Genomic DNA, 24,279 nt, shown 5'->3' with positions numbered 1-24,279 from the left:
GCGAGGTTCTTGCCATGGCTTCGTACACCTCAGCGCTCTGTGGCGGCGGGCAGCCGTAGTCGCCGTCGACTCCGGGCGGACACAGCTCCCTCTCAGATCCGACCCTAGAGTGGGCCCATGGGCACACGCATGAAGTTCCGCAGGGCCGAGGACGTCAACTCCGCGCTGGTCGCCGCGAGCGGCATCCTCGGTGGCTACATCGCCGCGCGGGAGAGCGGGATCCGTTCTGTCGGCACCATCCCTCTGGTCGCCGGTGGGGTGTGGGCCGGCCGGACCTGGCTGGCCAAGGGCGGCCCGTCGACCGCTGCCGCCCTGGGTGCCCTCTACGTCGCGGCGTTCGGCGCCTCGCACCCGCTGGCCAAGAAGATCGGCGCCTGGCCGAGCGTCGCCGTGGTCACCGGTGCGGTCGCGCTGGCCTCCCACCTGGCCGCCGGCCGGCGCTGAGGGTCCGGCCGGCGCTGAGGGGCGGCCGGCCGCCGTTCAGCCTGGCTGTGCCGTGTGGCCACCCGCGTTTTCCTGATCCGACACCTGCAGGGCGTACCCTGCCACGGGTTGTCGGGAGGTCGTCCCGGCGCGAGAGCTGCAGAGGGGACAGGCCTTGGGGCGGGAGTTCGGGCGGCGACGAGGTGCGACGGTGGCCGCGATGGCTGTGGCCGGGGCAGTGGTCGCGGCCTGCGCACCGGCCCAGGGCCAGCAGACCCGGGAGGCGACGGCACCGGTCCCGACCGCCGTCGTCACGCCGGCGCCGACCGACCTGCGCCCGGGGACCAACCATTCCTACGCCGCGGACACGTACGCCTACCCGGCGGCCGACGTGCACTCCTGGCTGGTCGACGGGGCGAAGGCGGCGACCTACCCGGAGGCGAAGATCGCCTTCCTCACCTTCGACGACGGGCCGAGCACCACCACGACCCCCAAGGACCTCGACATCCTCAGGTCCGAGGGGGTCCCGGCCACCTTCTTCTACATCACCGGCGACAGGGTGCTGGGCAAGGTCGACCCGGCGATCCCGCGGCGGGCCCTGGCCGAGGGCCACGCCATCTGCGTGCACAGCCGGTCCCACGACTACCACGAGCTCTATCCGGGGCGGCGGGCAGACGCCGAGCACATCGTCGCCGACCACGACCGGGCGATCGCCGACCTGCGCAGGGTCTTCGGCGACGGCTACTCCGCAGGCTGCTACCGCTATCCGGGTGGCCACATGTCGTGGCACGGGATGGAGCCGGCCGACGCCGCGCTGGCGAGCGAGGGCGTGCACTGGATCGACTGGAACACGATGACCGGTGACGCCGAGCCCCCGAAGCGCGCCCCGCACACCGCCGACCAGGCCGCGCGGATGGTGCCGGCGGGGCTGACCGCCGCCGGCGATCCTCGGGTCGCCGTGGTGCTGATGCACGACGCCGAGGGGATGACCCTGTCGACCGAGGCGCTGCGGACCGTGATCGACGGGCTGCGGGACAAGGGCTACCGGTTCGGCGTGATCTCCTGACCTGCGGGGCTCGGCGTGCCGGGACGGCATCGGCCCGGCGGGCGACCGACATATCAGAGCAGGCCGCGTTCGTATCCGACCCGGACCGCGGCGGCCCGATCGGAGACGCCCAGCTTCTCGTACGCGTGCACCAGGTGGGTCTTCACCGTCGCCTCCGACACCATCAGCGCCTCGGCGGCGCTGCGGTTCGTGCCGCCGGCCGCGATGACCCGCAGCACCTCCAGCTCGCGCGGGGTCAGCTGCGCCGTGTGCCGGCGTCCGGTGAGCGCCTCCAGGGCGGCGGCGGTGAGCACCGGCCGGCCCGCGGCGACGTCGTGCACGGCGCGCAGCAGCTCGTCGCGCGGGGCGTCCTTGAGCAGGTAGCCGTGCGCCCCGGCGCCGATCGCGGCGAGGATGTCGTGGTCGGTGTCGTACGTGGTCAGCACCAGGATCCGGGCGGTGGTGCCCCGGGCGAGGAGAGTACGGATCGCCTCCACACCGTCGCCGCCGGGCATCCGCAGATCCATCAGCACCACGTCGGGCCGGGTCCGCTCCACGACCGCGACCCCCTCCGGGCCGCCGGCCGCTTCGCCGACCACCCGCAGCCCCGGGTCCCGGCCGAATACCCCGATCAGGCCGTCGCGGACCACCGGGTGGTCGTCGACCACCACGATCCGGATCGGCGTACGTCCCTCGGTCGGCCCGTCCTCGGTCGGCCCGTCTCCGATCCTCGCATCCGCTGCCATCGGGTCCTCCCCGTCGTGTCGTACGTCCTGATCTTCCCCGCCGGTCTGATCTTCCGCGCCGGTCGTGTTCCCCGCCGGTCGCCGGGGGCGGCCGCTCATCGCGGGACGGCCGCGCTGACGGTGCAGCCGCCGGCGATCTCCAGGTCGAGGCTGCCACCCAGCTCGCCGATCCGCTGCCGCATCCCGCGCAGTCCGTTGCCCACCGTGGGGGCGGCCGGATCGAAACCCCTGCCGTCGTCGCGGATGTCCAGCCGCACCTCGTCAGGCTGGTAGGTGAGGGTGACCGTGACCCGGGTCGCGGCGGCGTGCCGGGCGACGTTGGTCAGGGCCTCCTGGCAGACCCGGAGCAGCCCGGCGTCCCAGCGTCCCGGCACCGGGCTCCCGTCGAGGACGAACCGGGCGTCCAGCCCGGTCGACCCGCGGACCTGGGCCACCAGATCCCCCAGCGCGACCGGCAGGGTGTCGGAGTCCAGGCGGGGGGACGCCAGAGCGCGCACCGCCCGCCGGGCCTCCCCGAGGGCGTCGTGGGCGGTGTCGGCGGCGCGCCGGATCCGGGCCCGGTGCTCGGCCGCGTCGGCGGTGTCCTCGGCGGCCTCGAGCTGGGTGATGATCCCGACCAGGCTCTGCGCGACCGTGTCGTGGATCTCCCGCGACAGCCGGGCCCGCTCGTCCTGGACACCGGCCTCGCGGGCCTGGGTGAGCAGCTGCTCCTGCAGCAGCGCATTGCGCTCCTCGGCCGCGCGCAGGTCGCGTACGGTGCGCTGCAGGATCCCGATGTTGCGGACCCGGCGCATCTCCAGCACCCCCATCAGACCGGCGATCAGCAGGTTGGCGGCCAGGAACAGCAGGTAGATGCCGAGCGAGGCGAAGCCGGAGCGCGGCCCGCCCATCTGGGACAGTGCGGACAGCGCGGCGCCCACCACCAGCGAGGCCCACGCCTGCCAGCCGCGGAACAGCACCGGGCCCTCGATATAGGCGAGGAAGGCGTACAGCCCGTACAGCGGTGACAGGACAATCAGCGCCAGGGTGACCGGAACGCCGAGCCAGAAGCCGATCCGCCGGATCCGGAGGTCGACCCTACCGAGGGCCAGCGGCAGCCGGTAGGCGACCAACACCCCGGTGAGCGCGAGGATGAGCGGCATCTCGGTGTCGCGCACGATCAGGCCGCGCAACGCCACACTGAACGCCAGGCCGAGCGCGAGCAACCCCAGCGGCAGGATCCGCAGCACCTGCTCGACCGCGGAGGTCGTCCCGTCCCCCGAGGTCAGCCCGTCTCCGGAAGTCGTCCCGTCACGGAGCGCCGGGGCCACTGCCCGCGGCTGGTCGGTCATGACGACCATCCTGCCTCACCACCCGTCGGCCCTGCCGTACCACCCACCGGCCGGAGTCACTCCCAGCGGAACGTGCACAGTGCGACGACGAAGCATCCGGCCGTCCACACCAGCAGACAGACCAGCGGCTGCCAGCTGAACGGTCCGCCCAGCAGCGCCTGGCTCAGCGCGGTCGCCGCGGCTCCGCCGGGCGTCCAGTCGGCGATCCGGGCCAGCCAGTCGGGGAACTGCGCCCGGGGGAACCACATCCCGGCGGAGAACCACATCACTGCGGCGAGCGCGGCACCGACCCCGCTGGCGACCCGGGAGTTCGGGATGACCGCCGCAAGCATCGCCCCGACGGCGAGGAACGCCGCGCTGCACGGCACCAGCGCGGCCACCAGCCACGCCAGCCGGGTGGCGCTGCCCAGGCCGAAGAACAGCGGGTAGACCCCCATCAGCACGCCGACCGCGATGGTGACGGCGAAGGCGAGGAGCAGCACCGCGGTCAGCAGCTGTCGAGGGGAGGCAGGGGTGGTGCGGAGCCGCCGCAGGAAGCCGAGCTCCCGGTACTGGCCCAGGGTCATCGGCATCACCTGGAGGGCCAGCAAGGTCATCGCGAAGACCACCAGGACCGGCTGGTAGGCCTCGACGACGCTGACGCCGCCGAACGGCGCCTGCGGCTGCCGGGCGGCCGGGATCGCGCACATCACCACCAGCGCGGTGAGCGGGATGATCACGGTCCAGATCACGACGGCCGGCGTACGTCCCAGCAGGCGCAACTCGTTGGTGAACAGGGCGGTGCTGGCTCTCATCTCCGTGTCTCTCGGGTCGGTGATCCTGGTGTCGGGTCGGTGGCCCGCAGGTAGGCGTCGTCCAGGCTGGGACCGGTGACCCGGAGCTGCCCGGCGGTGATGCCGTGCGCGATCAGCGTGGTGAGGACGGTCTGCGGACTGGCCGCGTCGCCGTGCACCTGCACCCGGCCCTGCTCCTCGGTGACGGTCCGGACCCCGGGCAGGTCGCGCAGCAGGTCGAGCGGCACCGTCGGGTCGGGGACGAAGCTGGTGAGCTGGTCGCCGCCCTGCTGGGCCAGCGCGTCGGGGGTGCCCTCGGCCACCACCCGGCCGTCGTCGATGATGGTCACCCGGTCGCACAGGTGCTGGGCCTCCTCCATCGAGTGGGTGACCAGCAGGATCGTGGTGCCCTCGGCGGTGAGCCGGTCGAGATAGGTCCAGATGTCGCGGCGGGCCGCGGGGTCCAGCCCGGTGGTGAGTTCGTCGAGGATCGCGATCCGGGGTCGGCCGATCAGGGCCAGGGCCACCGACAGCCGCTGTTGCTGGCCGCCGGACAGCTGTTCGAAGCGTCGGTCGCGCTGGGCGGTGAGACCGAACCGTTCCAGCAGCTCGCCGGTCGGTCGCGGCTGCGGGTAGAACGCGCCGAAGAGGTCGAGGGCCTCCGCGGCGGTGATCTTCGCCGGCAGCCTGCACTGCTGGAGCTGCATGCCGAGGATCCGGCGCAGCGCCGGATCGCCGTCGGCGGGATCGATCCCGGCCACGTCGACCGTCCCGCCGTCCCGCCGGCGCAGGCCGCCGATGCATTCGACGGTGGTGGTCTTGCCGGCGCCGTTCGGCCCGACGATCCCGACGATCTGGCCCTCCTCGACCCGCAGGTCGATCCCGTGCAGGATCTCCCGGGGCCCGTACGACTTGCGGAGTCCGGAGACGCTGATCAATGCCATGGCTCCAGCCTGGCCCGCGGCCCGCCCCGGGACATCGCCCGCCCGGCCACACCCGCGGTCAACCGATCGGTGGAGGGGCCGCCGGACGGGACGCGATCCACAGCTACGGTCGGATCATCGCCGATCAGGACGCCCTCATCCGCCTTCCGGAGCCACCCGGGAGGCTCAGCCGCAGGTCACCCCGGTCGAGTGGACCGGGCAGTAACCGTGTGGGTTCTTGATCAGGTACTGCTGGTGGTAGTCCTCGGCATACCAGAAGGCCGGCTCGCCGGTCGCGGCGTCGAGGCGGGTGATCTCGGTGGTGATCGCGCCGTACCCCGCCGTCGCGTACGCCTCGGCGTACGCGTCCAGCAGCCGGTGGGCCACCTCCTCCTGGGCGTCGGAGACGGGGAAGAGCGCGGAACGGTACTGGGTGCCGACGTCGTTGCCCTGCCGGTAGCCCTGGGTCGGGTCGTGGGCCTCGAAGAACTGCCGCACCAGCGCCTCGTACGTCACCCGGTCCGGGTCGTACGCGACCCGGACGGTCTCGGCATGGCCGGTCCGGCCGGTGCAGACCTCGTCGTACGTCGGGTTCGGGGTGAAGCCGCCCTGGTAGCCGACCGCCGTGTTGGTGACGCCGTCGGTGCCCCAGAACATCTTCTCCTCACCCCAGAAACAGCCCAGCGCGAAGTAGCCGATCTCCGAGCCCGGCGGCGTGGCGTCGTCCGGCACGCCGAACACCAGGTTGTCCGGGGCGGGGGAGGGCAGGATCCGCTGCGTACGCCCCGGGAGCGCCTGCTCGCGGGTGACCATGGTCGGCGCCGGCCGCTGGAAGAGGAACATGCCCCGAGGGTACGTGCCCGGCCGCGCCGGGACCAGGGGCGGCCGGCACGGCCCGGACACCGGCTCACGTGGGCCGGACCACCGGATCGGCGTGGAGCGATCAGTCGTGTGGAGCGGATCAGTCGTACAGCGCGATGAACCGGCCGATCACCCCACCGGCCCGGAGCTTGTCGATGGCCGCCGGGATGTCGGCCTGGGTGATCCGGTTCATCGGCGGGTTGAGGGACCCGGTCCGCATCAACTCGTAGACACCGGCCAGGTCCTCGACGGTCCCCGACTTGGAGCCCTTGAGGGACAGTTGGTTGATGATCAACGGGTAGGTGCTGATCGTCGCCTCCAGCCTGCCCATCCCCACCTGGACCAGGGTGCCGAACTCGGTCAGCGCCTCCAGGCCCTCCGCGGTGGTGGTGCCGAAACCGGCGTAGTCGACGACGAGGTCCAGGCCCTTGTCCCTGAAGGCGGTGATCGAGTCGGCGACGTCGGTGAGGCCGATCTCACCGGCGAGTTCCCGGGTCTTCGGGGAGACCTCGGCCGCGTAGACCTCGGCGCCGGTGAGCACCGCGACGCGGGCCCCGACGTATCCCAGACCACCCAGCCCGATGACGCCGACCTTCATGCCTGCTCGGCAGCCGCCGGTCGTCATCATCGCGTGGTAGGCGGTCAGACCGGCATCGGTGGCCATCGCCCCGAGGTCGAACGGCACCTCGTCGGGAAGCCGGACCAGATTGGCCCGGGTCGCCAGCAGCTTCGGTCCGAATCCACCGTCCCACTTGCCGTAGCCGAGGGCGTCCCCGTCGGGCATCACCGGGGCCAATCCCACCCGGTCACCCACCTGCCAGGCCGCCATGCCCGCGCCGACCTCGGTGATGACGCCGGCGTTCTCGTGGCCCATGGTCCGTGGCAGGATCGGGAACAACGGCATCCAGCCCGGATCGTCCAGGGCGGTCACATCCGAGTGGCAGACGCCGGCCGCTTTCACCTCCACCACCACCGTCCCGGGGCCCGCCTGCGGTTCGGGAACCTCGTTGAGCTGGAGCGGATGGTTCGTCCCGGTGAACTGCCATGCCTTCATCGGAGTCTCCTTCGACACCGTGACCCACCCGCTGGCTCCGGACCACGTGGGTAGGCGGGTGGTGCGACCCGCGGGTCCTTTCAGGATACCGGTGGGGGAATGTCGAGAGGCCGGTGTTCGGCGGATCCGGCCGGGCTTCGCCGGTGTGATCCGTACCTCACTGGATGCCCCCTGGGGCATCGACCGGAGTCGCTACGATCCAGCCATGGAGCTCACTCCCCACCTCGTCCCGCTCGCCCGGCTCGTCGGCACCTGGGCCGGCGAAGGCACCGGCGGATACCCGACCATCAGCCCGTTCACCTATCACGAGGAGATCACCTTCGCCTTCGTCGGCAAGCCCTTCCTCGGCTACACCCAGCGCACCCGCGGTGCCGACGGCAGCCCGCTGCACCAGGAGACCGGCTACCTGCGGCACACCGGCGACGGTCACCTCGAGTTCGTCCTCGCCCTGCCGACCGGTCAGGTGGAGCTGGCCGAGGGGGTCCTGCGGACCACCGAGGACGGGCTGGCGCTCGAGCTGGAGGCCCGGGTCTGGTCGACCTCGACCGCCAAGGAGGTCTCGGCGACCAGGCGTACGTACCGGATCAGCGGCGACACCCTGGAGACGGTGCTCGACATGGCGGCGGTGGGGCAGCCGATGGCCCGGCATCTGGAGTCCCACCTGGTCCGCACCGCCTGAGCAGGCCGGGGCGCGGGCCCGGCGTCGCTCAGCCGCAGTGTCGCAGGTCCCAGTCGATCGGCTGCCCGCCCTGCTCCACCAGCAGGGCGTTCGCCCGGCTGAACGGCCGGGACCCGAAGAACCCGTTCCGGGCGCTGAGCGGCGACGGATGCGCGCTCTCGATCACCGGGACCGGCGCCAGCATCGGGGCCAGGTTGCGGGCGTCGCGCCCCCACAGGATGGCCACCAGCGGCCCACCGCGCCGCGCCAGCGCCCGGATCGCGGTCTCGGTGACCTCCTCCCAGCCCTTCCCGCGGTGCGAGGCGGGCTTGCCGGGCTGGACGGTGAGGCATCTGTTGAGCAGCAGCACGCCCTGCTCGAACCAGCCGGTCAGATCGCCGTTCGGGGCCGGCGGGATGCCGAGGTCGGACTGCAGCTCGGCGTAGATGTTGCGCAGGCTCGCCGGCAGCGGCGACACGTCCGGGGCGACCGAGAAGCTCAGCCCCACCGGGTGCCCCGGGGTGGGGTACGGGTCCTGGCCGACGATCAGCACCCGGACCTCGGCCAGCGGGCGGGTGAAGGCGCGCAGCACCCGGTCACCGGCCGGCAGGTAGCCGCGCCCCTCGGCGAGTTCGGCACGGAGGAAGTCGCCCATCCGGGCCACCACCGGCTCCACCGGGGCCAGCACCTCGGCCCAGTCGGGCGCCACCAGGTCGTGGAGGGGAAGGCGGGTCATCGTACGGTCTCCTTCGGGGAACTGGCCGGCGTCCGGCGCGGCATCCGCGCGGAGGCGAGCGCCGCCAGGCCCATCAGCAGGGTAGCCGTCAGGTACGCGAACGGGATCCCGGCCCGGTCGGCGATGACACCGGCGAGGATCGGCCCGAGGATCTGGCCGGTGTCGGAGGCCATCGAGAAGACCGCCACCGGCATGCCCGACCGGGGGCCGGCGATGTCCCCCACCGTCGCGGCGGGGGCGGTGCCCATCAGGGACACCGCGAGGGCGTAGACACACAGCACCCCGATCAGCGTCCAGATGTCCGGCACGAAGGCCACCGCCAGCATCGCCACCGCACCGATGACACTGCCGGCGATCATCGCGGGTCGACGTCCCACCCGGTCGACGAACCACCCGGCGGGCCGCAGGGCGATGGTCTGCACGACCGAGGCGATCGCCATCGCCAGCCCGGTCCAGATCGGATCGCGGTGCAGCACCTCCACCACCAGCACCGGCGTGAGCGAGCTGCGGATGCCGAGCGACGTCCATCCGGTGGCGAAGTTGCACGCCAGGGCGGCCTGGTAGCCGGGGTCGGCGAGGACCCGCCGGAACGGGCGGCCGGCCGGCGCCGGATCGGCGGAGTGGCCCCCGGTGGTCGCGGCCGGGCGAGTGCCGCGCAGCCCGGCCATCCCGACGATCGCCGCCGCCACCAGGGTGGCGGCGTAGAAGAAGAACGGGACGCGGATCGACACCGCCGCGAGCAGCCCGCCCACCGCCGGACCGGCCATGTTGCCGATCAGGAAACCGGTCTGGAACGTCCCGGTCGCCCGGCCGCGGTGGGAGTCCGACACCGAGCGGATCAGCAGGGTCATCGCCGAGACGGTGAACATCGACGACCCGATCCCGCCGGCGGCCCGGAACAGCAACAGCTGCTCGTACGACTGGGCTGCTCCCATCGCGGCGCTGGAGGCCGCCACGATGAGGATCCCGACGGTGAGCACGGCCCGTTCGCCGGCGCGGTCGATCAACCGGCCGGTCAGCGGGCTGGTGACCAGCCGCATCACCGCGAAGGCGGAGACGACGAATCCGGTCTCGAGCTGTCCCACACCGAAGTCCCGGGCGAACACCGGCAGCACCGGGATGACCACGCCGAAGCCGACCGCCACGAAGAAGGAGATGACGGCCAGCACGTACACGTCTGCCGGGAGACGGTCGGCGCCGGCGTGCGGCAGGGGTGCGGGGCGGGTCACTGCCGGCAGTCTAATCCGCTCCGCCTCCTCCGACCGATGTCCGGGCGGCCGCCAGGGGCCGGCCGGACATCGGGTGGGATCAGACCGGTGGGATCGGACCCGGTGGGGGATCGGACCGGCGGCGGGTAGTTTGGGGGGTGCCTCACCCAGCGACGTTCCAGGGAGTCACCGCGTGGACCACACGACCGACCAGGGAGCCGCGGAGCAGCCCGCGGAGACCTCCTCGGGGGCTGCGGCCCCCGCGCCCGCTCCGCCGGACCCGGCGGTCCACCCGGACGGCGCCGCACTGCACCGGCAACACCGCGGCCCAGCGGCCGGCAGTGACGGGACGACGGGATCCGCCGCCTCCGTCCCCGGACCGGTCCGGGTCGCGGCGTCGTGGACCTGGCGGCTGCTGCTGATCGGCGTCGGGATCGTCGCCCTGGGCTATCTGCTGCGCTATTTCTCCGGTCTCACCGTCCCGCTGGCGGTTGCTCTGCTGCTCGCCGCGCTGCTCACCCCGACCAAGGCCTGGTTGGTGCGCCACGGGGTGGCCCGGGCCGTGGCGGCGGCTCTCACGCTGGTGGTCGGGCTGCTGCTCGTCCTGGCGGTGCTGTCCGGGATCATCCTCCAGGTGGTCGGGCAGGGTCCCACCTTGGTGAGTTCCTCCCAGGCCGGCATCATGCAGCTCATCGCCTGGCTGAGCAACGGTCCGCTGCAGCTGGCACCGGAGCAGGTGCAGGGCGCGCTCGGCCAGGTGACGGCGCAGATCCCGCAGCGGCTCGAGTCGTGGGCGGGGCAGATCCTCGGCGTCGCCGCCGGCGTCGGGTCGTCGGTGGCGAGCTTCTTCGCGGGGACGTTCACCGCCCTGTTCGCCCTGTTCTTCTTCCTCTACAGCGGCCGTTTCCTGTGGTCCTCCTGCCTGCGGATCGTGCCCAAGCGGGCCCGTCCGGCGATCGACCGTGGCGCCACTCTCGGCTGGCGGGCGCTGATGGACTACGTACGCTCGACCGTCCTGGTCGCCGCCGTCGACGGCATGGGCATCATGATCGGCGCCCTCGCCCTGCAGGTGCCGATGGCCGGCGCGATCGGGGCGCTGACCTTCCTCGCCGCCTTCGTGCCGATCGTCGGTGCCGTCGTCGCCGGAGCGGTCGGCGTGCTCATCGCGCTGGTCACCAAGGGCTGGATCGCCGCCCTGATTCTGCTCGGCGTGGTGATCCTGGTCCAGCAGCTGGAGGGCAATGTGCTCCAGCCGTTCCTGATGGGCAAGGCGGTGTCCCTGCATCCGTTGGCCATCCTGCTGGGCATCAGCATCGGCGTCACCCTCGGCGGGATCGCCGGGGCGGTCGTCGCCGTGCCGGTGCTCGCGTTCATCAAGGCCTTCTCCGACTCGCTGGGTGCCCGGGACTGGCTGCACCTCGCCCCGGCCGCCGACTTGAGGCTCGGACCCGACGACGTGGTGGCCAGCAACGCCCTCGGCGGCGGCACCGAGGAGACGCTGCGGCGACAGCTGGACCCGGACAGCCCGACGACCGCCGACCTCGAACGGCGCCGGCGGCGCCGGGAGGCCAAGGGCTGAGTCTCCCGGACCGTCCGCCGGCCGGACCCTGAGCCTGCCCTGATTCGGCCCCAGCCGGGGTGGGGCGCACCGGCCGGCGCTTCTATGGTTGACGCATGGACACGCCTGACCTGAGCCGGATCCTGGCAGACCTCGCCGCCGGCAGGATCGACACCGCGGAGGCCAGCCGGCTGATCGAGGAGCTCCAGGGCGGCGCACCGCCGCGGCCGGAGACGACGGCGCCGGGTGACACCGAGGAGCCGGCGACCGCCACTGGTGACGGCACCGATCAGGACACCGCGGCGACGGGCACGCCGCCGACCGCCTCCGGCACCCCGGGCGATGCCGGGCCCGAGGAGACCACCGAGAGCGGCCCGTCCAGCGCCGAGACCTGGGCTCAGACCGCCAGTGCCGCGCAGGCCGCCGGAGACTATCTGCGCGACGTCTTCCGCAGCGCCCGCCAGGCGGCGGTCAAGGCCGCCGACGCCGCGGCCGAGGCCGCCGGTACCCACCCGCGGACCGGCCATCCGGACAGCGGCACCACCGAGAGCGGTGCGGCCGGCCGGCCCACCGGCGTGCAGCGGCTGTCGGTCCGGGTGACCGGCAAGCGGGTGCGGATCGTCGTCGACCCGTCGGTGACCACCTGTCACGTCACCGGGGACCATGTCCTGCGCCGCCACCCCGACCTGATCGAGGTCACCGCGGAGGGCGACTTCCGGCCGCACCTGGGCGGGGTGAAGCTGCTGCCGCCGCCGCGCCGGCTGGACGACCTGTGGCGCCGGCCCGGGGACGAGCTGCTGATCCGGGTGAACCCGGCGCTTGCCCTCGACGTCGAGGTGACCGCCGGCAATCTGCACCTGTCGAATGTGCCGCGGCTCGGCCGGGTGCGGCTCACCGCCGGCTCCGCCACCATCGAGGGGTTCGAGGTCGTCGAGGACGCCCTGCTCCAGGCGGCGATCGTGCAGATGAGCGGCACCGTACGGTCGGGCCGGTCCCGGATCCGGGTGGAGTCGGGGCAGTTGTCCCTGCGGCTCGGCGACGAGTCGAACGTGACAGTGGTCGCCGAGTCGCAGCTGGGCCGGGTCACCTGGTCCGGACGGCACACCGGGGCGGGCGACCAGGTCGTGATGGGCAACGGCTCCGCCCGGCTGGACGTGGGGGTGGTGATGGGCCACGCCGGCGTGAAGGTCGGCGACGACCCCGCGCCGGAGGCCTCCTGAGCCCAGGCCCTCCCCGCCGGGCCGGGATGCACCGAGGGCGTACGGCCGGGTGATGACAGGCACCGGACCGTACGCCCCTCACATGCTGTGGGGCCCCGACCGTGTGGTGGGGCCCCGTGGGTGTCAGTGTGCTTCGATGTTGAGGATGGTGACGCTCGCGACGGCACCCGTCGGGGTGTCGAACTCGACCGCCTGCCCGACCCTCGCTCCCAGTACGGCCTGGCCGATCGGGGACTGCGGACTGTAGACGTCGGTGTCGGCCAGCGAGGGATCCAGTTGGGCGTTCTCCCGCGAGCCGAGGAAGAAGGACTCGGTGTCGTCATCGTCGCCGTCCCAGGCGACCGTCACGACGGTGCCGACGCCCACCACCTCCGTGTCCGCGGGACCTTCGCCCACCTGGGCGGTGCGCAGGATGTGTTCGATCTCGGTGATCTTCGCCTCCTGCTGCCCCTGCTCCTCACGCGCGGCGTGATAGCCGGCGTTCTCGGAGAGGTCGCCCTCCTCACGGGCCTGGGCGATCTTCCGGGAGATCGCCTCGCGGTTGCCCTTCAGTGTTTCCAGGTCGGCGGTGAGCTTGTCGTAGGCCGCCTGGGTCAGGAACAGCGTGTCGGTAACGTTCTCTGCCATCCCCGCAGTCTAGCCCACCCCCGGGAGCACCCCTCCCCGCTATACCAGCCGGCACCCCGCGACGGAGACGGCGTCGGCACGGCGGACGGTCCGCAGACTCCCGTCGACGGTGACCACTTCCTGGTCCGAGGGCGGGATGGTGATGTCCGCGTCGCCGATGTGTTCGTAGTTCTGGGCCTGGGCGCGCACCGTGCACACCGCGGCGCGGCTCGGATCGGTCCGGGCGACCTGGAGGGTGAAGCCGGCCCGCTGGTCGTCGATCACCCAGTGCGCGGTCAGCGTGGCCTCCACCGGCGGGCGCTGGGAGTTGCGGACGGCGACCTGCAGGTACCAGCCCAGTGCGACCACGACCAGCGCGGCGATGAGGATCCGCAGCAGGACGGCCCGTCCGGCCCCGCCGGGGTAACGGCGGGCGATCCGGTCGATGTCCGCCGGGTCGTCGCTGAGTGCCCGGATGCTCGTACGTGCCACCCGCCCATTGTGCCCCGTGGCAGGATTCACAGCGTTGTCATGGGACGGTGCGGAACGGGCTGGGAAGGAGTGGTCGATGAGCACACCGCAGGGACCCCACGAGGACCATCCGAGCGTCGGGGGGTGGTTCCCCGCGCAGCGGGTGGATGCCCTCGGTCAGCGGCTGCGGCTCCTCCATGTCCACGCCCACCCCGATGACGAGTCCAGCAAGGGGGCGGCGACGACCGCCCGGTACGAGGCCGAGGGCGTCGACGTCATCGTGGTGACCTGCACCGGCGGGGAGCTGGGTGACGTCCTCAATCCGGCGATGGACCGCCCGGAGGTCGTCGCGAACCTGGCCGAGGTGCGGCGCCGCGAGATGGACGCGGCCCGCGACATCCTCGGGATCGACCAGATCTGGCTCGGCTACCGCGATTCCGGGCTGCCCGAGGGAGATCCGCTGCCCCCGCTGCCGGAGGGGTCGTTCGCGACCCTGGACCCGGCCGAGGCGGCCCACCCGCTGGTCGGGATCATCCGCCGGATCCGTCCGCACGTCGTCACCACGTACGACGAGAACGGCGGCTACCCGCATCCGGACCACGTCCAGACCCACCGGGTGGCGATGGAGGCGGTGCGCCAGGCGGCCGACGGGGCGCTGCACCCGGAGCTCGGCCCGGCCTGGGAGGTGCCGAAGGTCTACTACCAGATGACCCTCACCGCCGGCCGCTGGCGCGCCCTCAACGAGGCGATGAAGGCACACGGTCTGCCCGGGGCGTACGAGCAACGGCTGGACCACCACCCGGTGGACGAGGCCTACCAGCGTCGGATCACCACCCGTATCCCGTGCGCCGACTATTTCGAGGTGCGCAACCGGGCGCTGCTCGCCCACGCCACTCAGATCGACCCCCATGGGGCATGGTTCGCCTGCCCGCTGGAGATCGAGAAGGAAGCCTGGCCCACCGAGGACTACGAGCTGGTGATCAACCACACCGAGGCCGCGGTGCCGGAGGACGACCTGTTCGCCGGGATCGCGATGCCGCATCCGACGGTCCGCTAGGGTCGGGGCCATGGTTCTGCTGAAGGTCCTCCCGCTGGAGGTGAACGGCGGCGCGGCGAGCAGCCCGACCGAGGTGATCGTCTTCGGCGTGCTGGCCCTGGCCATCGTGGTGATCGGCCTGCTGCTCTTCCGCTCGCTGCGGAAGATCGACGTGCCGTACGCCGCGGACCTGCAGCCGGACGGAGCGGAGCCGGGCCCGGCGGAACAGGCGACGCCGGGCGAGGGCGATGCCCCGGAGCAGGGCTCCGGTCCCGACGGGACGGACCGTCCCGGCACGCCGGAGGACCGTCCGCAGGGGTCCTGACCGCCGGTCACCGGGGTGCGCCGGGTCACGTCGGTGCGCAGTAACGTGTGCGTCGTATCCCCGCCCGGTGGTACGAACCAGATGGGACTTCCATGCGACACCTCTTCGATCGGCACCGTCGTGCCCCGGTCGTGGCCGCCCTGGCGGCGCTCCTGTTCCTGCTCGCCGCCCCGTTCGCGCGAGCGGCGACGCCCGCGCCGAACCCGAACAACAAGCCGGCCCAGGGCAAGCATTATGTGATCGGCACCGACACCACCTTCGCCCCGTTCGAGTTCCGTTCGGAGAGTGGCGAGATGGTCGGCATCGACATGGACCTGCTCCGCGCCATCGCCAAGGACCAGGGCTTCACCGTCGACATCCGATCCCTCGGCTTCGACGCCGCGGTGCAGGCGCTGCAGTCCCGGCAGGTGGATGCGGTGATGGCCGGGATGTCCATCACCGACGCCCGGAAGAAGGTCTTCGACTTCTCCGACGCCTACTACGACTCGGGTGTCCAGTTCGCCGCGCCGAAGACCTCCGCGGTCGCCTCCCTGGCGGACCTGCGTGGCAAGCGGGTCGCGGTGAAGACCGGCACTGCGGGGGCGGACTACGCCGAGTCGATCAAGGCGCAGTACGGGTTCACCACGGTGGCGTTCTCGCAGACCGCCGACATGGTCAACGACGTGACCGCCGGCAGTTCCGCGGCGTACGTCGACGACTACCCGGTGGTCGCGTACTCGATCCAGCAGGGTGCGCCGATGAAGCTGGTCGGCGACAAGGCGCCGGCCGGCTCGTACGGTGTCGCGGTCAACAAGGGCACCGATCCCGAGCTCATCGAGGCGTTCGACCAGGGGCTGGCGAACGTCCGGGCGAACGGCCAGTACGACCAGATCCTTGCGAAGTACCTGGGCGAGCAGGGCACCACCCAGCGCTCCGGGTTCTTCACCCTGCTCGCCGACACCTTCCCGACCCTGATGAAGGGCCTGGGGATCACCGTCGCTGCAGCGGCCCTCTCGATCGCCATCGCGATGGTGCTCGGCATCGTCTTCGGCTTCCTCAAGGTCTCCGGCAACGCGGTGCTCACCGGCATCGCCTCGGTCTACGTCTGGATCTTCCGCGGCACCCCGGTGCTGGTCCAGGTGTTCTTCTTCTACTTCGGCATCCCGGCCGTCACCGGGGTGACGCTCACCGCGCTCACCGCCGGCGTGCTGACGCTGAGCCTCAACGCCGGCGCGTACATGACCGAGATCGTCCGCGGCGGCATCCAGGGCGTCGACCGGGGCCAGATGGAAGCCGCCCGGTCGCTGGGCCTGCCGTACCTGAAGTCGATGCGGAAGGTGGTGCTGCCGCAGGCGATCAAGATCATGACGCCGTCGTTCATCAACCAGTTCATCATCACCCTGAAGGACACCTCGCTGCTGGCCGTCATCGGCCTGGCCGAGCTCACCTACATGGGCCAGCAGATCATCGCCCGCAACTTCCGCTCCTTCGAGATGTGGCTGATCATCGGCGTCATCTACTTCATCGTGATCGGTCTGCTGACGGTCGCGTCCAACCAGGTCGACAAGAGGTTCAACAAGTGAGTACTGCACAGCAGCCCGTCGGTGCCGGCACCTCGGGGACCGGCCGCGTGCCGCTGGCGGAGCGGCCGGACATCATCGTGGTCACCGACCTCGCCAAGTCCTTCGGCGACAACCACGTCCTCCACGACGTCGACCTGACGATCAAGGAGGGGGAGGTGGTCGCGATCATCGGCCCCTCCGGCGCCGGGAAATCCACCTTCCTGCGCTGCCTCAACAAGCTGGAGGACGTCAGCTCCGGCCACGTCGTGGTCAACGGGCACGACCTGACGTCGAAGGACACGAACCTCGACGCGGTGCGCCAGGACATCGGCATGGTCTTCCAGCACTTCAACCTGTTCCCGCACATGTCGGTGCTGGAGAACGTCATGCTGGCCCCGGTGGAACTGCATCGGGCCGCTCGGGAGCAGGCCCGCGCCCAGGCTGCGGCGCTGCTGGCCCGGGTCGGACTCGCCGAGAAGGCCGACGCCCGCCCCGACCAGCTGTCCGGCGGTCAGAAGCAGCGGGTGGCGATCGCCCGAGCACTGGCGATGCAGCCCGACATCATGCTCTTCGACGAGGCCACCAGTGCGCTGGACCCGGAGATGGTCGGCGAGGTGCTGGCCGTCATCCGGGACCTGGCCGACCGGGGCATGACGATGGTGCTGGTCACCCACGAGATGGGCTTCGCCCGCGAGGTGGCCGACCGGGTGGTCTTCATGGCCGACGGGGTGATCAAGGAGCAGGGCACGCCCGCGGAGATCTTCGACCACCCGCAGGACCCGCGGACCAAGGACTTCCTCAGCAAGGTGCTCTGAGCGCGGCGCAGGTGTCGACGAACACCGTGTCCAACTGCGCCGGCTGACCGTGACCCATCCCCCACAGCACCCGCAGGGTGCTGTGGGGGATCAGCAGGTGCAGTTCCTCGGCCTCGGACAGCGGGATCACCTCGTCCTCGTCGCCGTGCAGGATCGCGGTGGGGACGGTGATCCCGGCCAGCTCCGCCGACCAGTCGGGGGTCCGGGCCATCGCCCGGTCCTGCCGCCGCTCGCCGGCCGGATCGTGGTCGCGGACGTAGAGCCGGTGGCCGAGCCGGATCAGCGCCTGCGGATCGTACGGGTAGAGCGAGCCGCCCAGCGGCAGCACGGAGTTGACGAAGTCCTCCACCCACTCCGTCTCCCCGGGGACCGCTTCCGCGGCGGATCCGCCGGAGGCTGCGGCCGGGCTGTCCGCGGCGACCGCCCGGCCGCTGCGAGGCGCGGTGTAGAACAGCCCGAGCCCGGCCGTCAGCCGCGGGTGACGCAGCGCGACCAGCTGGGCGACCATGCCGCCGAGGGAGCGGCCGCAGACCGTCGCCGGTTCCCCGCCGAAGACCTCGATCAGCCCGGCCACGTCGTCCGCCATCGTGGTCAGGTCGTACGGCCGGTCGGGGAACTTCTGCGACCGGCCGGCGTCCCGGTTGTCGACCCGGACCACCCGGAAGCCCCGCGCCGCGAGGTCCACGCAGAACTCGCGTGACAGGCTGATCAGCTGGGCGCCCCGGCCCTCCAGCTGCACCTGCAGCGGAGCGTCGGGGGCGCCGAACACCTGGACGCACAGCCGGGTCCCGTTCATCGCCTCGACCAGCGTGTCGATCCCCTCGGGGATGTCGTGCACGGGCCCGTCCCACAGCGGCAGCTGGTTCATGGCGCCGACGCTACCGCGGCGGTGTCTGAGCCGCCGGGCACAATGACGAGCGTGACGAACTCCCTGACCATCCGCCCCGCCGTCCGTACCGAGCGGCGGACCGGGCGACGCGGCGCCCGCGAGGTGCCGATCGCCCACTACGTGGCGCTGCTCGTCGACGGGGTGCCGCTCGATGTCGCGGTCACCCACGGGACCGGGCTGGTCACCCCGCTGCAGGGATGGTGGCTGCTGCGCACCTCGCCGGTGCTCGACGAACTGGCCGGTCGCACCGAACAGCTGCGGCTGCCCAGCGGGTTCGCGCCGATCCGGTACCTGTCGCCGGGGCGGGTGCCGCTGTTGGTCTGTCCGTACGACGACGACATCGCCTGCGGCTGGCTCACCACGCGGGTGCGGGTCGACGAGCGGTCGGTGACGTGGACCGATTTCCGCTGGGAGAACGGCGGCTCCGGCCGGGCCGAGCCGGTCCGCGGACTGCCGGGACGACTGGTGTTCGACCGGGCGGACTACCTGGCCACCCTGGCGCGGGCCGGCGAGCTGGTCGCCGGGCTGCCCGAGGTCGACCCGGACGGCTCGTGGCGGGACGACGAACCGGTGCCGGGGGTGCCGGCCGGTCTGGAACGGGCCTGGGGGGTCTGGGCCCGGTGGCGACACAGGGGGGTCGAAGGATGAGTACGGGATCGATGACGGACATGGCGTCGTTCCGGCGCAGGCTGCAGGGAGCGGGCTCTGCCCCGGCCGAGTGGACCGAGGAGACCACCGCGCTGTACGCGGCCGAGGATCGGCTGATCCGGTGGGTGGAGGACGGGAGTGTACGCCTCGACGGGACGACCTGGCTGCCGGAGCCGGACCCGCTGTTCCACGACGTCAAGGAGGTGGCGCGGTTCTGCGATGCGGCATGCGATCGGCTCGGGGTGCCACGGGTGGAGGTGCGGGCCCGGAAGGGCCCGACGCGGGCCGAGTACCAGGCGCCGTTGATGGAGATCGCCGTGCCGCCCGCCGAGATCGGCGGGGCCTGGGCGTTGCGCGGGATCGTGGTGATCCACGAGCTGGCCCACCACCTGGTCGCCGTCGGCGGGAAGCAGGAGGGCGGGCCGCACGGGGCGTCGTTCCGGCTGCGGATGACCCACGCGCTGGAGCTGCTCGGATTTCCCGGGCAGGCGAAGCTGCTCGGGCTCGCCCTGGCGACCGATCACGCCCCGCCGGAGCAGTCGGTGTGGCGCGACCGGATCGCGGCGATCCTGCGTCAGGCCGAGGCGACGACGCACCGGGCGGAGGCGGAGACATTCGTCAGCCGGGCCCAGGAACTGGCCACCCGGCACGCCATCGACCTGGCGCTGCTGCAGGCCCGGGATCGGGCCGCCGGCGAGGCCGCCCGAGCCGGGGAACTGCCCGAGGAACAGAGCGTCGTGATCGGCCGGTCGGGTCAGCGGTGGCTGCGGCTCTACTGCACCCTCTTCATGGCGGTCGCCCGGGCCAACGACGTGGAGTTCCTGCTGGCCCGCGACTCGACCCGGATGTACGCCCACGGGATGCCTTCCGACATCACCATGACGATCGCCCTCTACGAGTCGCTGCGCGCCCAGATGGTCGCCTCCGCGACCCGCTGGATGGCCACCGGGGACTGGAAGCGGGAGACCACGGTGCTGGTGGAGGGGTATCGCCTCGCTCAGCCGCCGGTGCACTGGTCGACCGCGAAGACTTCCTTCTACGAAGGCTTCGTCGCCTCGATCGCGGAACGACTGGCCGAGTCCCGCCGCCGTGCCGAGGAAGAGGCCGTCCGCGCCGAGCGACTGGGCGGGGCGGACCCGGCCGCGACGAGGAGAGAGGGGACAGCGGCGGGGAACGGCGCGGCGTCGGCCGGCGACCCGGGGTCGGTCCTGCCCGGTTCGGCAGCCCTGCACAGTACGGCCGTCGTGCTGGCCGCCAAGCGCGAGCAGGTGCGGGCCTTCCACCAGCAGGTGGTCGAGCGGATCCGCCCGGGACGGTGGCGCGGCAACGACCGCGGCCCGAGCGGCTGGTCCGAGGCCGGTGCCCGGGCCGGCCGGGAGGCCGGTCGACGGGCAGCGGTCGGGCGGGCGCGGGGGGAGCTGCCACGCTAGGGATGGGGCGCACCACCGCGGAGATGTGTTCTCGAACAGAACTTTCACCCGGGGGGTGACGTCACGGTCGATCAGGGGATCGGCTGCGTCAACCACGAGCTTCTGGACGTGCTGACAGGCCTCGAGTGAGCGACCCAGTGCCCCGAGTGAGCGACTCGGGCGGTGGTGACGAAGACCCGGTGGGCGCAGAGCCTGCCTTGCGCGAGCAGCGTGGGTTTCTTGCAAGGTGGCGTCGGTGTTCCTCCTAGGCTGGACACGCGGAGTCGAGGCAGCCTCCGCGATATCTGCGTCGTGTATCACTGTCGTGTATCACTTCTGTGAATCAGTGACGTGGATTGATCCACAGGCCACTCGTCAGGAGCTACAGGAAATGGTCAACCGACTCGCCCACGCCATCAGCCCGTATCTGCTGCAGCACGCGACCAACCCGGTGGACTGGCAGCCGTGGGGAGCGGAGGCCTTCGAGGAGGCCCGTCGGCGGGACGTGCCGATCCTGCTGTCGGTCGGCTACGCCTCCTGCCACTGGTGCCACGTGATGGCCCACGAGTCGTTCGAGGACGAGGAGACGGCCCGGCTGATCAACGACCACTTCGTCGCCGTCAAGGTCGACCGCGAGGAACGGCCCGACGTCGACGCCGTCTACCTGAACGCCACCCAGGCGCTGAGCGGCCAGGGCGGCTGGCCGATGACCGTCTTCTGCACCCCGGACGGGGAACCGTTCCAGGCGGGCACGTACTACCCGCCGGAACCTCGCCACGGCCAGCCGGGCTTCCGGCAACTCTTGGGCGCGGTGGCCCGGGCCTGGGCCGAGCAGCGCGACGCCGTCGTCGAATCCGCCCACCAAGTGGTGGACCACGTCACCGACGCCACCGTTCTCACTCCCGCGATGATCCCCGCGACCCTGGGCGCCGAGGACGTCGAGATGGCCTGGGGACGGCTGCTGCCCGAGTACGACGCGGTCGACGGCGGGTTCGGCCGGGCCCCGAAGTTCCCTACGGCGATGGTGCACGAGGCGCTGCTGCGGATGTCACAGGCCGGGGCGCTGCCGCAGCACCAGCGCGAGCAGGCCGCCGAGATGGCCTTCGATTCGCTGGAGGCGATGGCCCGCGGCGGGCTGTGCGACCAGATCGGCGGCGGATTCCACCGCTACAGCGTCGATGCGCAGTGGGTGGTGCCGCACTTCGAGAAGATGCTCTACGACAACGCCCTGCTGCTGCCGGCGTACGCCCATGCCGCCGCGCTCGTCGAGGACCGGCGGAAGGCGCTGTTCAGCCGGGTGGCCGAGGACCTGGTCGACTGGCTGGTCCGGGAGATGACCACCCCGGACGGGGCGTTCGCGGCGGCCCTGGACGCCGATTCCCCCGACCCGCTCGGCCAGTCGAGCGAGGGCGAGTACTACATCTGGAACCCGGCCCAGATCCAGCAGATCCTCGGTGAGCGGGACTACCACGACGTGCTGCGGTTGTTCCGGGTGACCGATCCGGGCACCTTCGAGGGCTACGCGTCCACGCTGCAGCTGCCGGTCGATCCCGACCAGGTCGGTCCCGACGGGGTGCGGCTGTACCACCGCGCCCGGGCCGTGTTGCGCGAGGTGCGGGAACACCGCGCGGCCCCCGCACGCGACGACAAGGTCGTCGCCTCCTGGAACGGCTGGATGGTGTCCGGGCTGGTCCGGGCCGCTCAGTGGCTGGACCGCCCGGCCTGGCTCCGGGCCGCCCGGAGGGCCGCCGAGGTGGTCTGGGACGTCCATCTGGTGGACGGCCGGCTGCGACGGGTGAGCCGGGACGGCGTGGTCTCCGAGGCACCCGCGACGCTGGACGACCACGGCGCGCTGGCGGAGGCCTGCGGGCTGCTCGCCGAGGCCACCGGGGAGCCCATCTGGGCGGACCGCGCTCGGCAGTTGGTGGCGCTGGCCGAGGATCACTTCGCCGCCGGTGACGGCGGCTGGTGGGACACCGCGGACGATGCCGGTGGGTTGTGGCTGCGCCCGCGGGCCCTCGACGACAACGCGACCCCGTCCGGGGTGGCCGCCATGGTGGCGGCGCTGCGCCAGCTCACCCGGGTGACCGGGGAGGAGGCGTACGACGCCCGGGCCGACCGGGCGGTGCGGACCCAGGCACAGCTGCTGCGGACCGCCCCCCGGTTCGCCGGGATGGCGCTGGCGGACACGGTGGACCGGCTCGTCCAGGGCTCCTGACCCAGGACGCCGACCGGTCCAGGGGCCGGACTCAGACCCGGCCGATCGCCAGACCGATCGCCACCGCGTGACAGATCGCGGCTACCGCGGTGGCCGCATGGAAGATCTCGTGGTACCCGAACCAGGTGGGGCTGGGGTCGGGCGACTTCCGGGCGTAGACCACCGCGCCCGCCGTGTAGACCAGGCCGCCGGCGAGCAGCAGGACGACCACGCCGGGGCCACCGACCCGCCAGAACGTCGGCAGCCACCAGACGGCGGTCCAGCCCATCACGATGTACAGCAGGGTGTAGAGCCAGCGCGGCGCGGTGAGCCAGAAGACCCGGAACAGCACCCCGAGCACCGCCGTCCCCCAGACCACGGACAGCAACACGATCCGGTCGGCGCCGTGCAGCATCGCCACGGCGAGCGGGGTGTAGGTGCCGGCGATGAAGACGAAGATGTTGGAGTGATCCAGCCGGCGCAGTACCGCGGTGGCGCCGGGGCCCCAGTAGAACCGGTGGTAGAGGGCGGAACAGCCGAACAGCTCGAGGGCGGAGAGCAGGTACACCGCGACGGCCGCGCGCAGCGGCAGGTCCGGCGCCCAGATCATCAGGCCGATGCCGGTGAGCAGCATCAGCGGCGCCATCGCGGTGTGGATCCACCCCCGGGCCCTGGGCTTCACCGGGCCGGCGAAGCCGGCGGGCCGGGTCAGTCGTGGTCCTGGCATCGGACGCCTCCTGGAGGTTACGGATCCGTAAGCTACGGATTCGTAAGTTACTCTAGTCGGCTGGGGGCCGGATCCGAAGCGGCCCGCGGAGTGGACCTCGTTACCCTTGACCCATGTCCCGACTCGACAGCCTCCGCGAGCTGATCGACCGACTGCACCCCGCCACCCTGCTGTACTCGACCTATGAGCACCGGCTGACGGCGGAGCTCGATCCGGTCGCCCTCCCGCAGCACGTGGCCGTGCTGGCCGACGGCAACCGGCGCTGGGCTAGGGCGAACGCGCCCGGCCAGCCGCTGGTCACCGGCTACCGGGCGGGGGCCGGCAAGCTGAAGGAGTTCGTCGAGTGGTGCGACGAGCTCGGGATCCCGATCGTCACCCTGTGGGTGCTGTCGACCGACAACCTGCGCCGCGCGGTGTCCGAGGAGCTGGAACCACTGTTGGAGGTGATCGCCGACCTGGTGGAGGGGATGGCAGCCACCGGGCGGTGGCGGGTGCAGCCGGTGGGGGCGCTCGACCTGCTGCCCTGCCCGGTGGCCGAGCGGCTGCGGGCGGTCGAGCGGGCCACCGCGGACTCCGACGGCATGCACATCAACGTCGCCGTGTCGTACGGGGGGCGCCATGAACTGCGTGACGCGGTCCGCGACCTGCTGCGGGAGAAGGCCGCCGAGGGCCGGACGATCCAGGACGTCGCCGAGACCCTCGACATCGACGAGATCGGCGAGCACCTCTACACGGCCGGGCAGCCGGACCCGGACCTGATCATCCGCACCTCGGGGGAACAACGGCTGTCGGGGTTCCTGATGTGGCAGTCGGCGCACAGCGAGTTCTACTTCTGCGAGGCGCTGTGGCCGGACTTCCGCAAGGTCGACTTCATCCGCGCCCTGCGGTCGTACGCCCAGCGAGAACGTCGCTACGGCCGCTGACGGCCGGGATAGGTCGGTCGACGGCCCGGTCTCGCCGGTCGGGACGTCAACCCCGGGTCGGTGACGGCCCCATGACCGTCCGGTGGTCGCCGTGTTAACGGCGGGTGAAATTTCCCGCCACGCCCCCACCGGAATCGTCGAAACAGGGATCCCCGT

Annotated in this window: 25 protein-coding genes; 13 read left to right on the top strand and 12 right to left on the bottom strand. The window is 72.0% G+C overall.

Annotated features, from left to right (window positions below; genetic code table 11):
* Positions 1-129: 129 nt before the first annotated feature.
* Both R0145_RS12625 and R0145_RS12620 read left to right on the top strand, forming a co-directional pair.
* The gene (locus R0145_RS12625; protein ID WP_317840244.1) at positions 130-444 is read left to right on the top strand and encodes a hypothetical protein; all 315 of its coding nucleotides are present in this window, start codon (positions 130-132) and stop codon (positions 442-444) included.
* Between the two features lie 199 nt (positions 445-643).
* Positions 644-1,489: a polysaccharide deacetylase family protein gene (locus R0145_RS12620; RefSeq protein WP_317840243.1), complete on the top strand. Its 846-nt coding sequence runs from the start codon at positions 644-646 to the stop codon at positions 1,487-1,489.
* A 53-nt stretch (positions 1,490-1,542) separates the two neighbouring features.
* Here the strand turns inward: R0145_RS12620 and R0145_RS12615 are convergent, their stop codons facing one another.
* The 6 genes from R0145_RS12615 to R0145_RS12590 all read right to left on the bottom strand — a co-directional run bounded on the left by R0145_RS12615 (position 1,543) and on the right by R0145_RS12590 (position 7,156).
* Positions 1,543-2,214: a response regulator transcription factor gene (locus tag R0145_RS12615; RefSeq protein ID WP_317837216.1), complete on the bottom strand. Its 672-nt coding sequence runs from the start codon at positions 2,212-2,214 to the stop codon at positions 1,543-1,545.
* A gap of 95 nt (positions 2,215-2,309) precedes the next feature.
* Positions 2,310-3,545 (bottom strand): sensor histidine kinase, encoded by a 1,236-nt coding sequence (locus R0145_RS12610; RefSeq protein ID WP_317837215.1) that lies wholly within the window; start codon positions 3,543-3,545, stop codon positions 2,310-2,312.
* A 56-nt stretch (positions 3,546-3,601) separates the two neighbouring features.
* Positions 3,602-4,339 carry an ABC transporter permease gene (locus R0145_RS12605; protein WP_317837214.1) on the bottom strand — a complete coding sequence of 246 codons (738 nt, stop codon included), beginning with the start codon at positions 4,337-4,339 and terminating at the stop codon, positions 3,602-3,604.
* Positions 4,336-5,262: an ABC transporter ATP-binding protein gene (locus R0145_RS12600; protein WP_317837213.1), complete on the bottom strand. Its 927-nt coding sequence runs from the start codon at positions 5,260-5,262 to the stop codon at positions 4,336-4,338. The genes R0145_RS12605 and R0145_RS12600 overlap by 4 nt, the downstream gene beginning before the upstream one ends.
* A 165-nt stretch (positions 5,263-5,427) precedes the next feature.
* Positions 5,428-6,084: a peptide-methionine (S)-S-oxide reductase MsrA gene (msrA, locus tag R0145_RS12595; protein WP_317837212.1), complete on the bottom strand. Its 657-nt coding sequence runs from the start codon at positions 6,082-6,084 to the stop codon at positions 5,428-5,430.
* 118 nt (positions 6,085-6,202) lie between these two features.
* On the bottom strand, positions 6,203-7,156 hold the full coding sequence (locus R0145_RS12590; protein WP_317837210.1) for a zinc-binding dehydrogenase: 954 nt from the start codon (positions 7,154-7,156) through the stop codon (positions 6,203-6,205).
* 205 nt (positions 7,157-7,361) lie between these two features.
* Here R0145_RS12590 and R0145_RS12585 point away from each other — a divergent pair, with 205 nt between their 5' ends.
* A complete protein-coding gene (locus tag R0145_RS12585; RefSeq protein ID WP_317837209.1) occupies positions 7,362-7,835 on the top strand; it encodes an FABP family protein in 474 nt (157 codons plus the stop codon).
* 28 nt (positions 7,836-7,863) lie between these two features.
* Here the strand turns inward: R0145_RS12585 and R0145_RS12580 are convergent, their stop codons facing one another.
* Both R0145_RS12580 and R0145_RS12575 read right to left on the bottom strand, forming a co-directional pair.
* The gene (locus tag R0145_RS12580; RefSeq protein ID WP_317837208.1) at positions 7,864-8,550 is read right to left on the bottom strand and encodes a uracil-DNA glycosylase; all 687 of its coding nucleotides are present in this window, start codon (positions 8,548-8,550) and stop codon (positions 7,864-7,866) included.
* Positions 8,547-9,779: an MFS transporter gene (locus R0145_RS12575; RefSeq protein WP_317837207.1), complete on the bottom strand. Its 1,233-nt coding sequence runs from the start codon at positions 9,777-9,779 to the stop codon at positions 8,547-8,549. The genes R0145_RS12580 and R0145_RS12575 overlap by 4 nt, the downstream gene beginning before the upstream one ends.
* 172 nt (positions 9,780-9,951) lie before the next feature.
* On the opposite strand from R0145_RS12575, the gene R0145_RS12570 reads away from it, so the two are divergent.
* Together R0145_RS12570 and R0145_RS12565 are read left to right on the top strand one after the other, a co-directional pair.
* A complete protein-coding gene (locus R0145_RS12570) occupies positions 9,952-11,337 on the top strand; it encodes an AI-2E family transporter (protein ID WP_317837206.1) in 1,386 nt (461 codons plus the stop codon).
* A 95-nt stretch (positions 11,338-11,432) separates the two neighbouring features.
* Entirely contained in the window at positions 11,433-12,536 is a 1,104-nt protein-coding gene (locus R0145_RS12565) for a hypothetical protein (protein ID WP_317837205.1), read from the top strand.
* A gap of 123 nt (positions 12,537-12,659) precedes the next feature.
* Here the strand turns inward: R0145_RS12565 and greA are convergent, their stop codons facing one another.
* Positions 12,660-13,163, bottom strand: coding sequence for a transcription elongation factor GreA (greA, locus tag R0145_RS12560; RefSeq protein WP_317837204.1), 504 nt, complete (start codon positions 13,161-13,163; stop codon positions 12,660-12,662).
* Between the two features lie 39 nt (positions 13,164-13,202).
* Positions 13,203-13,634, bottom strand: a complete 432-nt coding sequence (locus R0145_RS12555; RefSeq protein ID WP_317837203.1) for a DUF4307 domain-containing protein — start codon at positions 13,632-13,634, stop codon at positions 13,203-13,205.
* Between the two features lie 76 nt (positions 13,635-13,710).
* Between R0145_RS12555 and mca the strand changes: the two genes are divergently transcribed.
* The 4 genes from mca to R0145_RS12535 all read left to right on the top strand — a co-directional run bounded on the left by mca (position 13,711) and on the right by R0145_RS12535 (position 17,330).
* The gene (mca, locus tag R0145_RS12550) at positions 13,711-14,670 is read left to right on the top strand and encodes a mycothiol conjugate amidase Mca (protein ID WP_317837202.1); all 960 of its coding nucleotides are present in this window, start codon (positions 13,711-13,713) and stop codon (positions 14,668-14,670) included.
* 10 nt (positions 14,671-14,680) lie between these two features.
* Positions 14,681-14,974, top strand: coding sequence for a hypothetical protein (locus tag R0145_RS12545; protein ID WP_317837201.1), 294 nt, complete (start codon positions 14,681-14,683; stop codon positions 14,972-14,974).
* 92 nt (positions 14,975-15,066) lie between these two features.
* Positions 15,067-16,536 (top strand): amino acid ABC transporter substrate-binding protein/permease, encoded by a 1,470-nt coding sequence (locus tag R0145_RS12540; RefSeq protein WP_317837200.1) that lies wholly within the window; start codon positions 15,067-15,069, stop codon positions 16,534-16,536.
* 71 nt (positions 16,537-16,607) lie between these two features.
* Entirely contained in the window at positions 16,608-17,330 is a 723-nt protein-coding gene (locus R0145_RS12535; RefSeq protein WP_317840242.1) for an amino acid ABC transporter ATP-binding protein, read from the top strand.
* On the opposite strand, the gene R0145_RS12530 is transcribed toward R0145_RS12535, so the two are convergent.
* Positions 17,314-18,198 (bottom strand): alpha/beta hydrolase, encoded by an 885-nt coding sequence (locus tag R0145_RS12530; protein WP_317837198.1) that lies wholly within the window; start codon positions 18,196-18,198, stop codon positions 17,314-17,316. The two genes, R0145_RS12535 and R0145_RS12530, sit on opposite strands and share 17 nt — an antisense overlap.
* Positions 18,199-18,249: 51 nt before the next feature.
* Here R0145_RS12530 and R0145_RS12525 point away from each other — a divergent pair, with 51 nt between their 5' ends.
* The 3 genes from R0145_RS12525 to R0145_RS12515 all read left to right on the top strand — a co-directional run bounded on the left by R0145_RS12525 (position 18,250) and on the right by R0145_RS12515 (position 22,494).
* Positions 18,250-18,867: a hypothetical protein gene (locus R0145_RS12525; RefSeq protein WP_317837196.1), complete on the top strand. Its 618-nt coding sequence runs from the start codon at positions 18,250-18,252 to the stop codon at positions 18,865-18,867.
* Positions 18,864-20,297 (top strand): DUF2786 domain-containing protein, encoded by a 1,434-nt coding sequence (locus tag R0145_RS12520; RefSeq protein ID WP_317837194.1) that lies wholly within the window; start codon positions 18,864-18,866, stop codon positions 20,295-20,297. The genes R0145_RS12525 and R0145_RS12520 overlap by 4 nt, the downstream gene beginning before the upstream one ends.
* A gap of 370 nt (positions 20,298-20,667) precedes the next feature.
* Positions 20,668-22,494, top strand: a complete 1,827-nt coding sequence (locus tag R0145_RS12515; protein WP_317837192.1) for a thioredoxin domain-containing protein — start codon at positions 20,668-20,670, stop codon at positions 22,492-22,494.
* A gap of 31 nt (positions 22,495-22,525) precedes the next feature.
* On the opposite strand, the gene trhA is transcribed toward R0145_RS12515, so the two are convergent.
* Positions 22,526-23,200, bottom strand: coding sequence for a PAQR family membrane homeostasis protein TrhA (gene trhA / locus R0145_RS12510; RefSeq protein WP_317837190.1), 675 nt, complete (start codon positions 23,198-23,200; stop codon positions 22,526-22,528).
* A 113-nt stretch (positions 23,201-23,313) separates the two neighbouring features.
* On the opposite strand from trhA, the gene R0145_RS12505 reads away from it, so the two are divergent.
* A complete protein-coding gene (locus R0145_RS12505; protein ID WP_317837188.1) occupies positions 23,314-24,123 on the top strand; it encodes an isoprenyl transferase in 810 nt (269 codons plus the stop codon).
* The last annotated feature ends 156 nt before the right edge of the window (positions 24,124-24,279 follow it).

It is taken from the genome of Raineyella sp. W15-4 (assembly GCF_033170155.1).
Classification (GTDB): Bacteria; Actinomycetota; Actinomycetes; order Propionibacteriales; family Propionibacteriaceae; genus Raineyella.
This window is presented reverse-complemented; position numbering and strand designations above follow the sequence as displayed.

What these genes read in the sequence shown, in the direction of transcription:
- R0145_RS12565 (WP_317837205.1), top strand. Translation starts at nt 11,433, where the DNA reads ATGGACACGCCTGACCTGAGCCGGATCCTGGCAGACCTCGCCGCCGGC.
- R0145_RS12610 (WP_317837215.1), bottom strand. Translation starts at nt 3,545, where the DNA reads ATGACCGACCAGCCGCGGGCAGTGGCCCCGGCGCTCCGTGACGGGACG.
- R0145_RS12545 (WP_317837201.1), top strand. Translation starts at nt 14,681, where the DNA reads ATGGTTCTGCTGAAGGTCCTCCCGCTGGAGGTGAACGGCGGCGCGGCG.
- msrA (WP_317837212.1), bottom strand. Translation starts at nt 6,084, where the DNA reads ATGTTCCTCTTCCAGCGGCCGGCGCCGACCATGGTCACCCGCGAGCAG.
- R0145_RS12585 (WP_317837209.1), top strand. Translation starts at nt 7,362, where the DNA reads ATGGAGCTCACTCCCCACCTCGTCCCGCTCGCCCGGCTCGTCGGCACC.
- R0145_RS12605 (WP_317837214.1), bottom strand. Translation starts at nt 4,339, where the DNA reads ATGAGAGCCAGCACCGCCCTGTTCACCAACGAGTTGCGCCTGCTGGGA.
- R0145_RS12515 (WP_317837192.1), top strand. Translation starts at nt 20,668, where the DNA reads ATGGTCAACCGACTCGCCCACGCCATCAGCCCGTATCTGCTGCAGCAC.
- greA (WP_317837204.1), bottom strand. Translation starts at nt 13,163, where the DNA reads ATGGCAGAGAACGTTACCGACACGCTGTTCCTGACCCAGGCGGCCTAC.
- R0145_RS12625 (WP_317840244.1), top strand. Translation starts at nt 130, where the DNA reads ATGAAGTTCCGCAGGGCCGAGGACGTCAACTCCGCGCTGGTCGCCGCG.
- R0145_RS12580 (WP_317837208.1), bottom strand. Translation starts at nt 8,550, where the DNA reads ATGACCCGCCTTCCCCTCCACGACCTGGTGGCGCCCGACTGGGCCGAG.
- R0145_RS12620 (WP_317840243.1), top strand. Translation starts at nt 644, where the DNA reads ATGGCTGTGGCCGGGGCAGTGGTCGCGGCCTGCGCACCGGCCCAGGGC.
- R0145_RS12540 (WP_317837200.1), top strand. Translation starts at nt 15,067, where the DNA reads ATGCGACACCTCTTCGATCGGCACCGTCGTGCCCCGGTCGTGGCCGCC.
- R0145_RS12520 (WP_317837194.1), top strand. Translation starts at nt 18,864, where the DNA reads ATGAGTACGGGATCGATGACGGACATGGCGTCGTTCCGGCGCAGGCTG.
- R0145_RS12590 (WP_317837210.1), bottom strand. Translation starts at nt 7,156, where the DNA reads ATGAAGGCATGGCAGTTCACCGGGACGAACCATCCGCTCCAGCTCAAC.
- R0145_RS12505 (WP_317837188.1), top strand. Translation starts at nt 23,314, where the DNA reads ATGTCCCGACTCGACAGCCTCCGCGAGCTGATCGACCGACTGCACCCC.
- R0145_RS12615 (WP_317837216.1), bottom strand. Translation starts at nt 2,214, where the DNA reads ATGGCAGCGGATGCGAGGATCGGAGACGGGCCGACCGAGGACGGGCCG.
- R0145_RS12600 (WP_317837213.1), bottom strand. Translation starts at nt 5,262, where the DNA reads ATGGCATTGATCAGCGTCTCCGGACTCCGCAAGTCGTACGGGCCCCGG.
- trhA (WP_317837190.1), bottom strand. Translation starts at nt 23,200, where the DNA reads ATGCCAGGACCACGACTGACCCGGCCCGCCGGCTTCGCCGGCCCGGTG.
- mca (WP_317837202.1), top strand. Translation starts at nt 13,711, where the DNA reads ATGAGCACACCGCAGGGACCCCACGAGGACCATCCGAGCGTCGGGGGG.
- R0145_RS12530 (WP_317837198.1), bottom strand. Translation starts at nt 18,198, where the DNA reads ATGAACCAGCTGCCGCTGTGGGACGGGCCCGTGCACGACATCCCCGAG.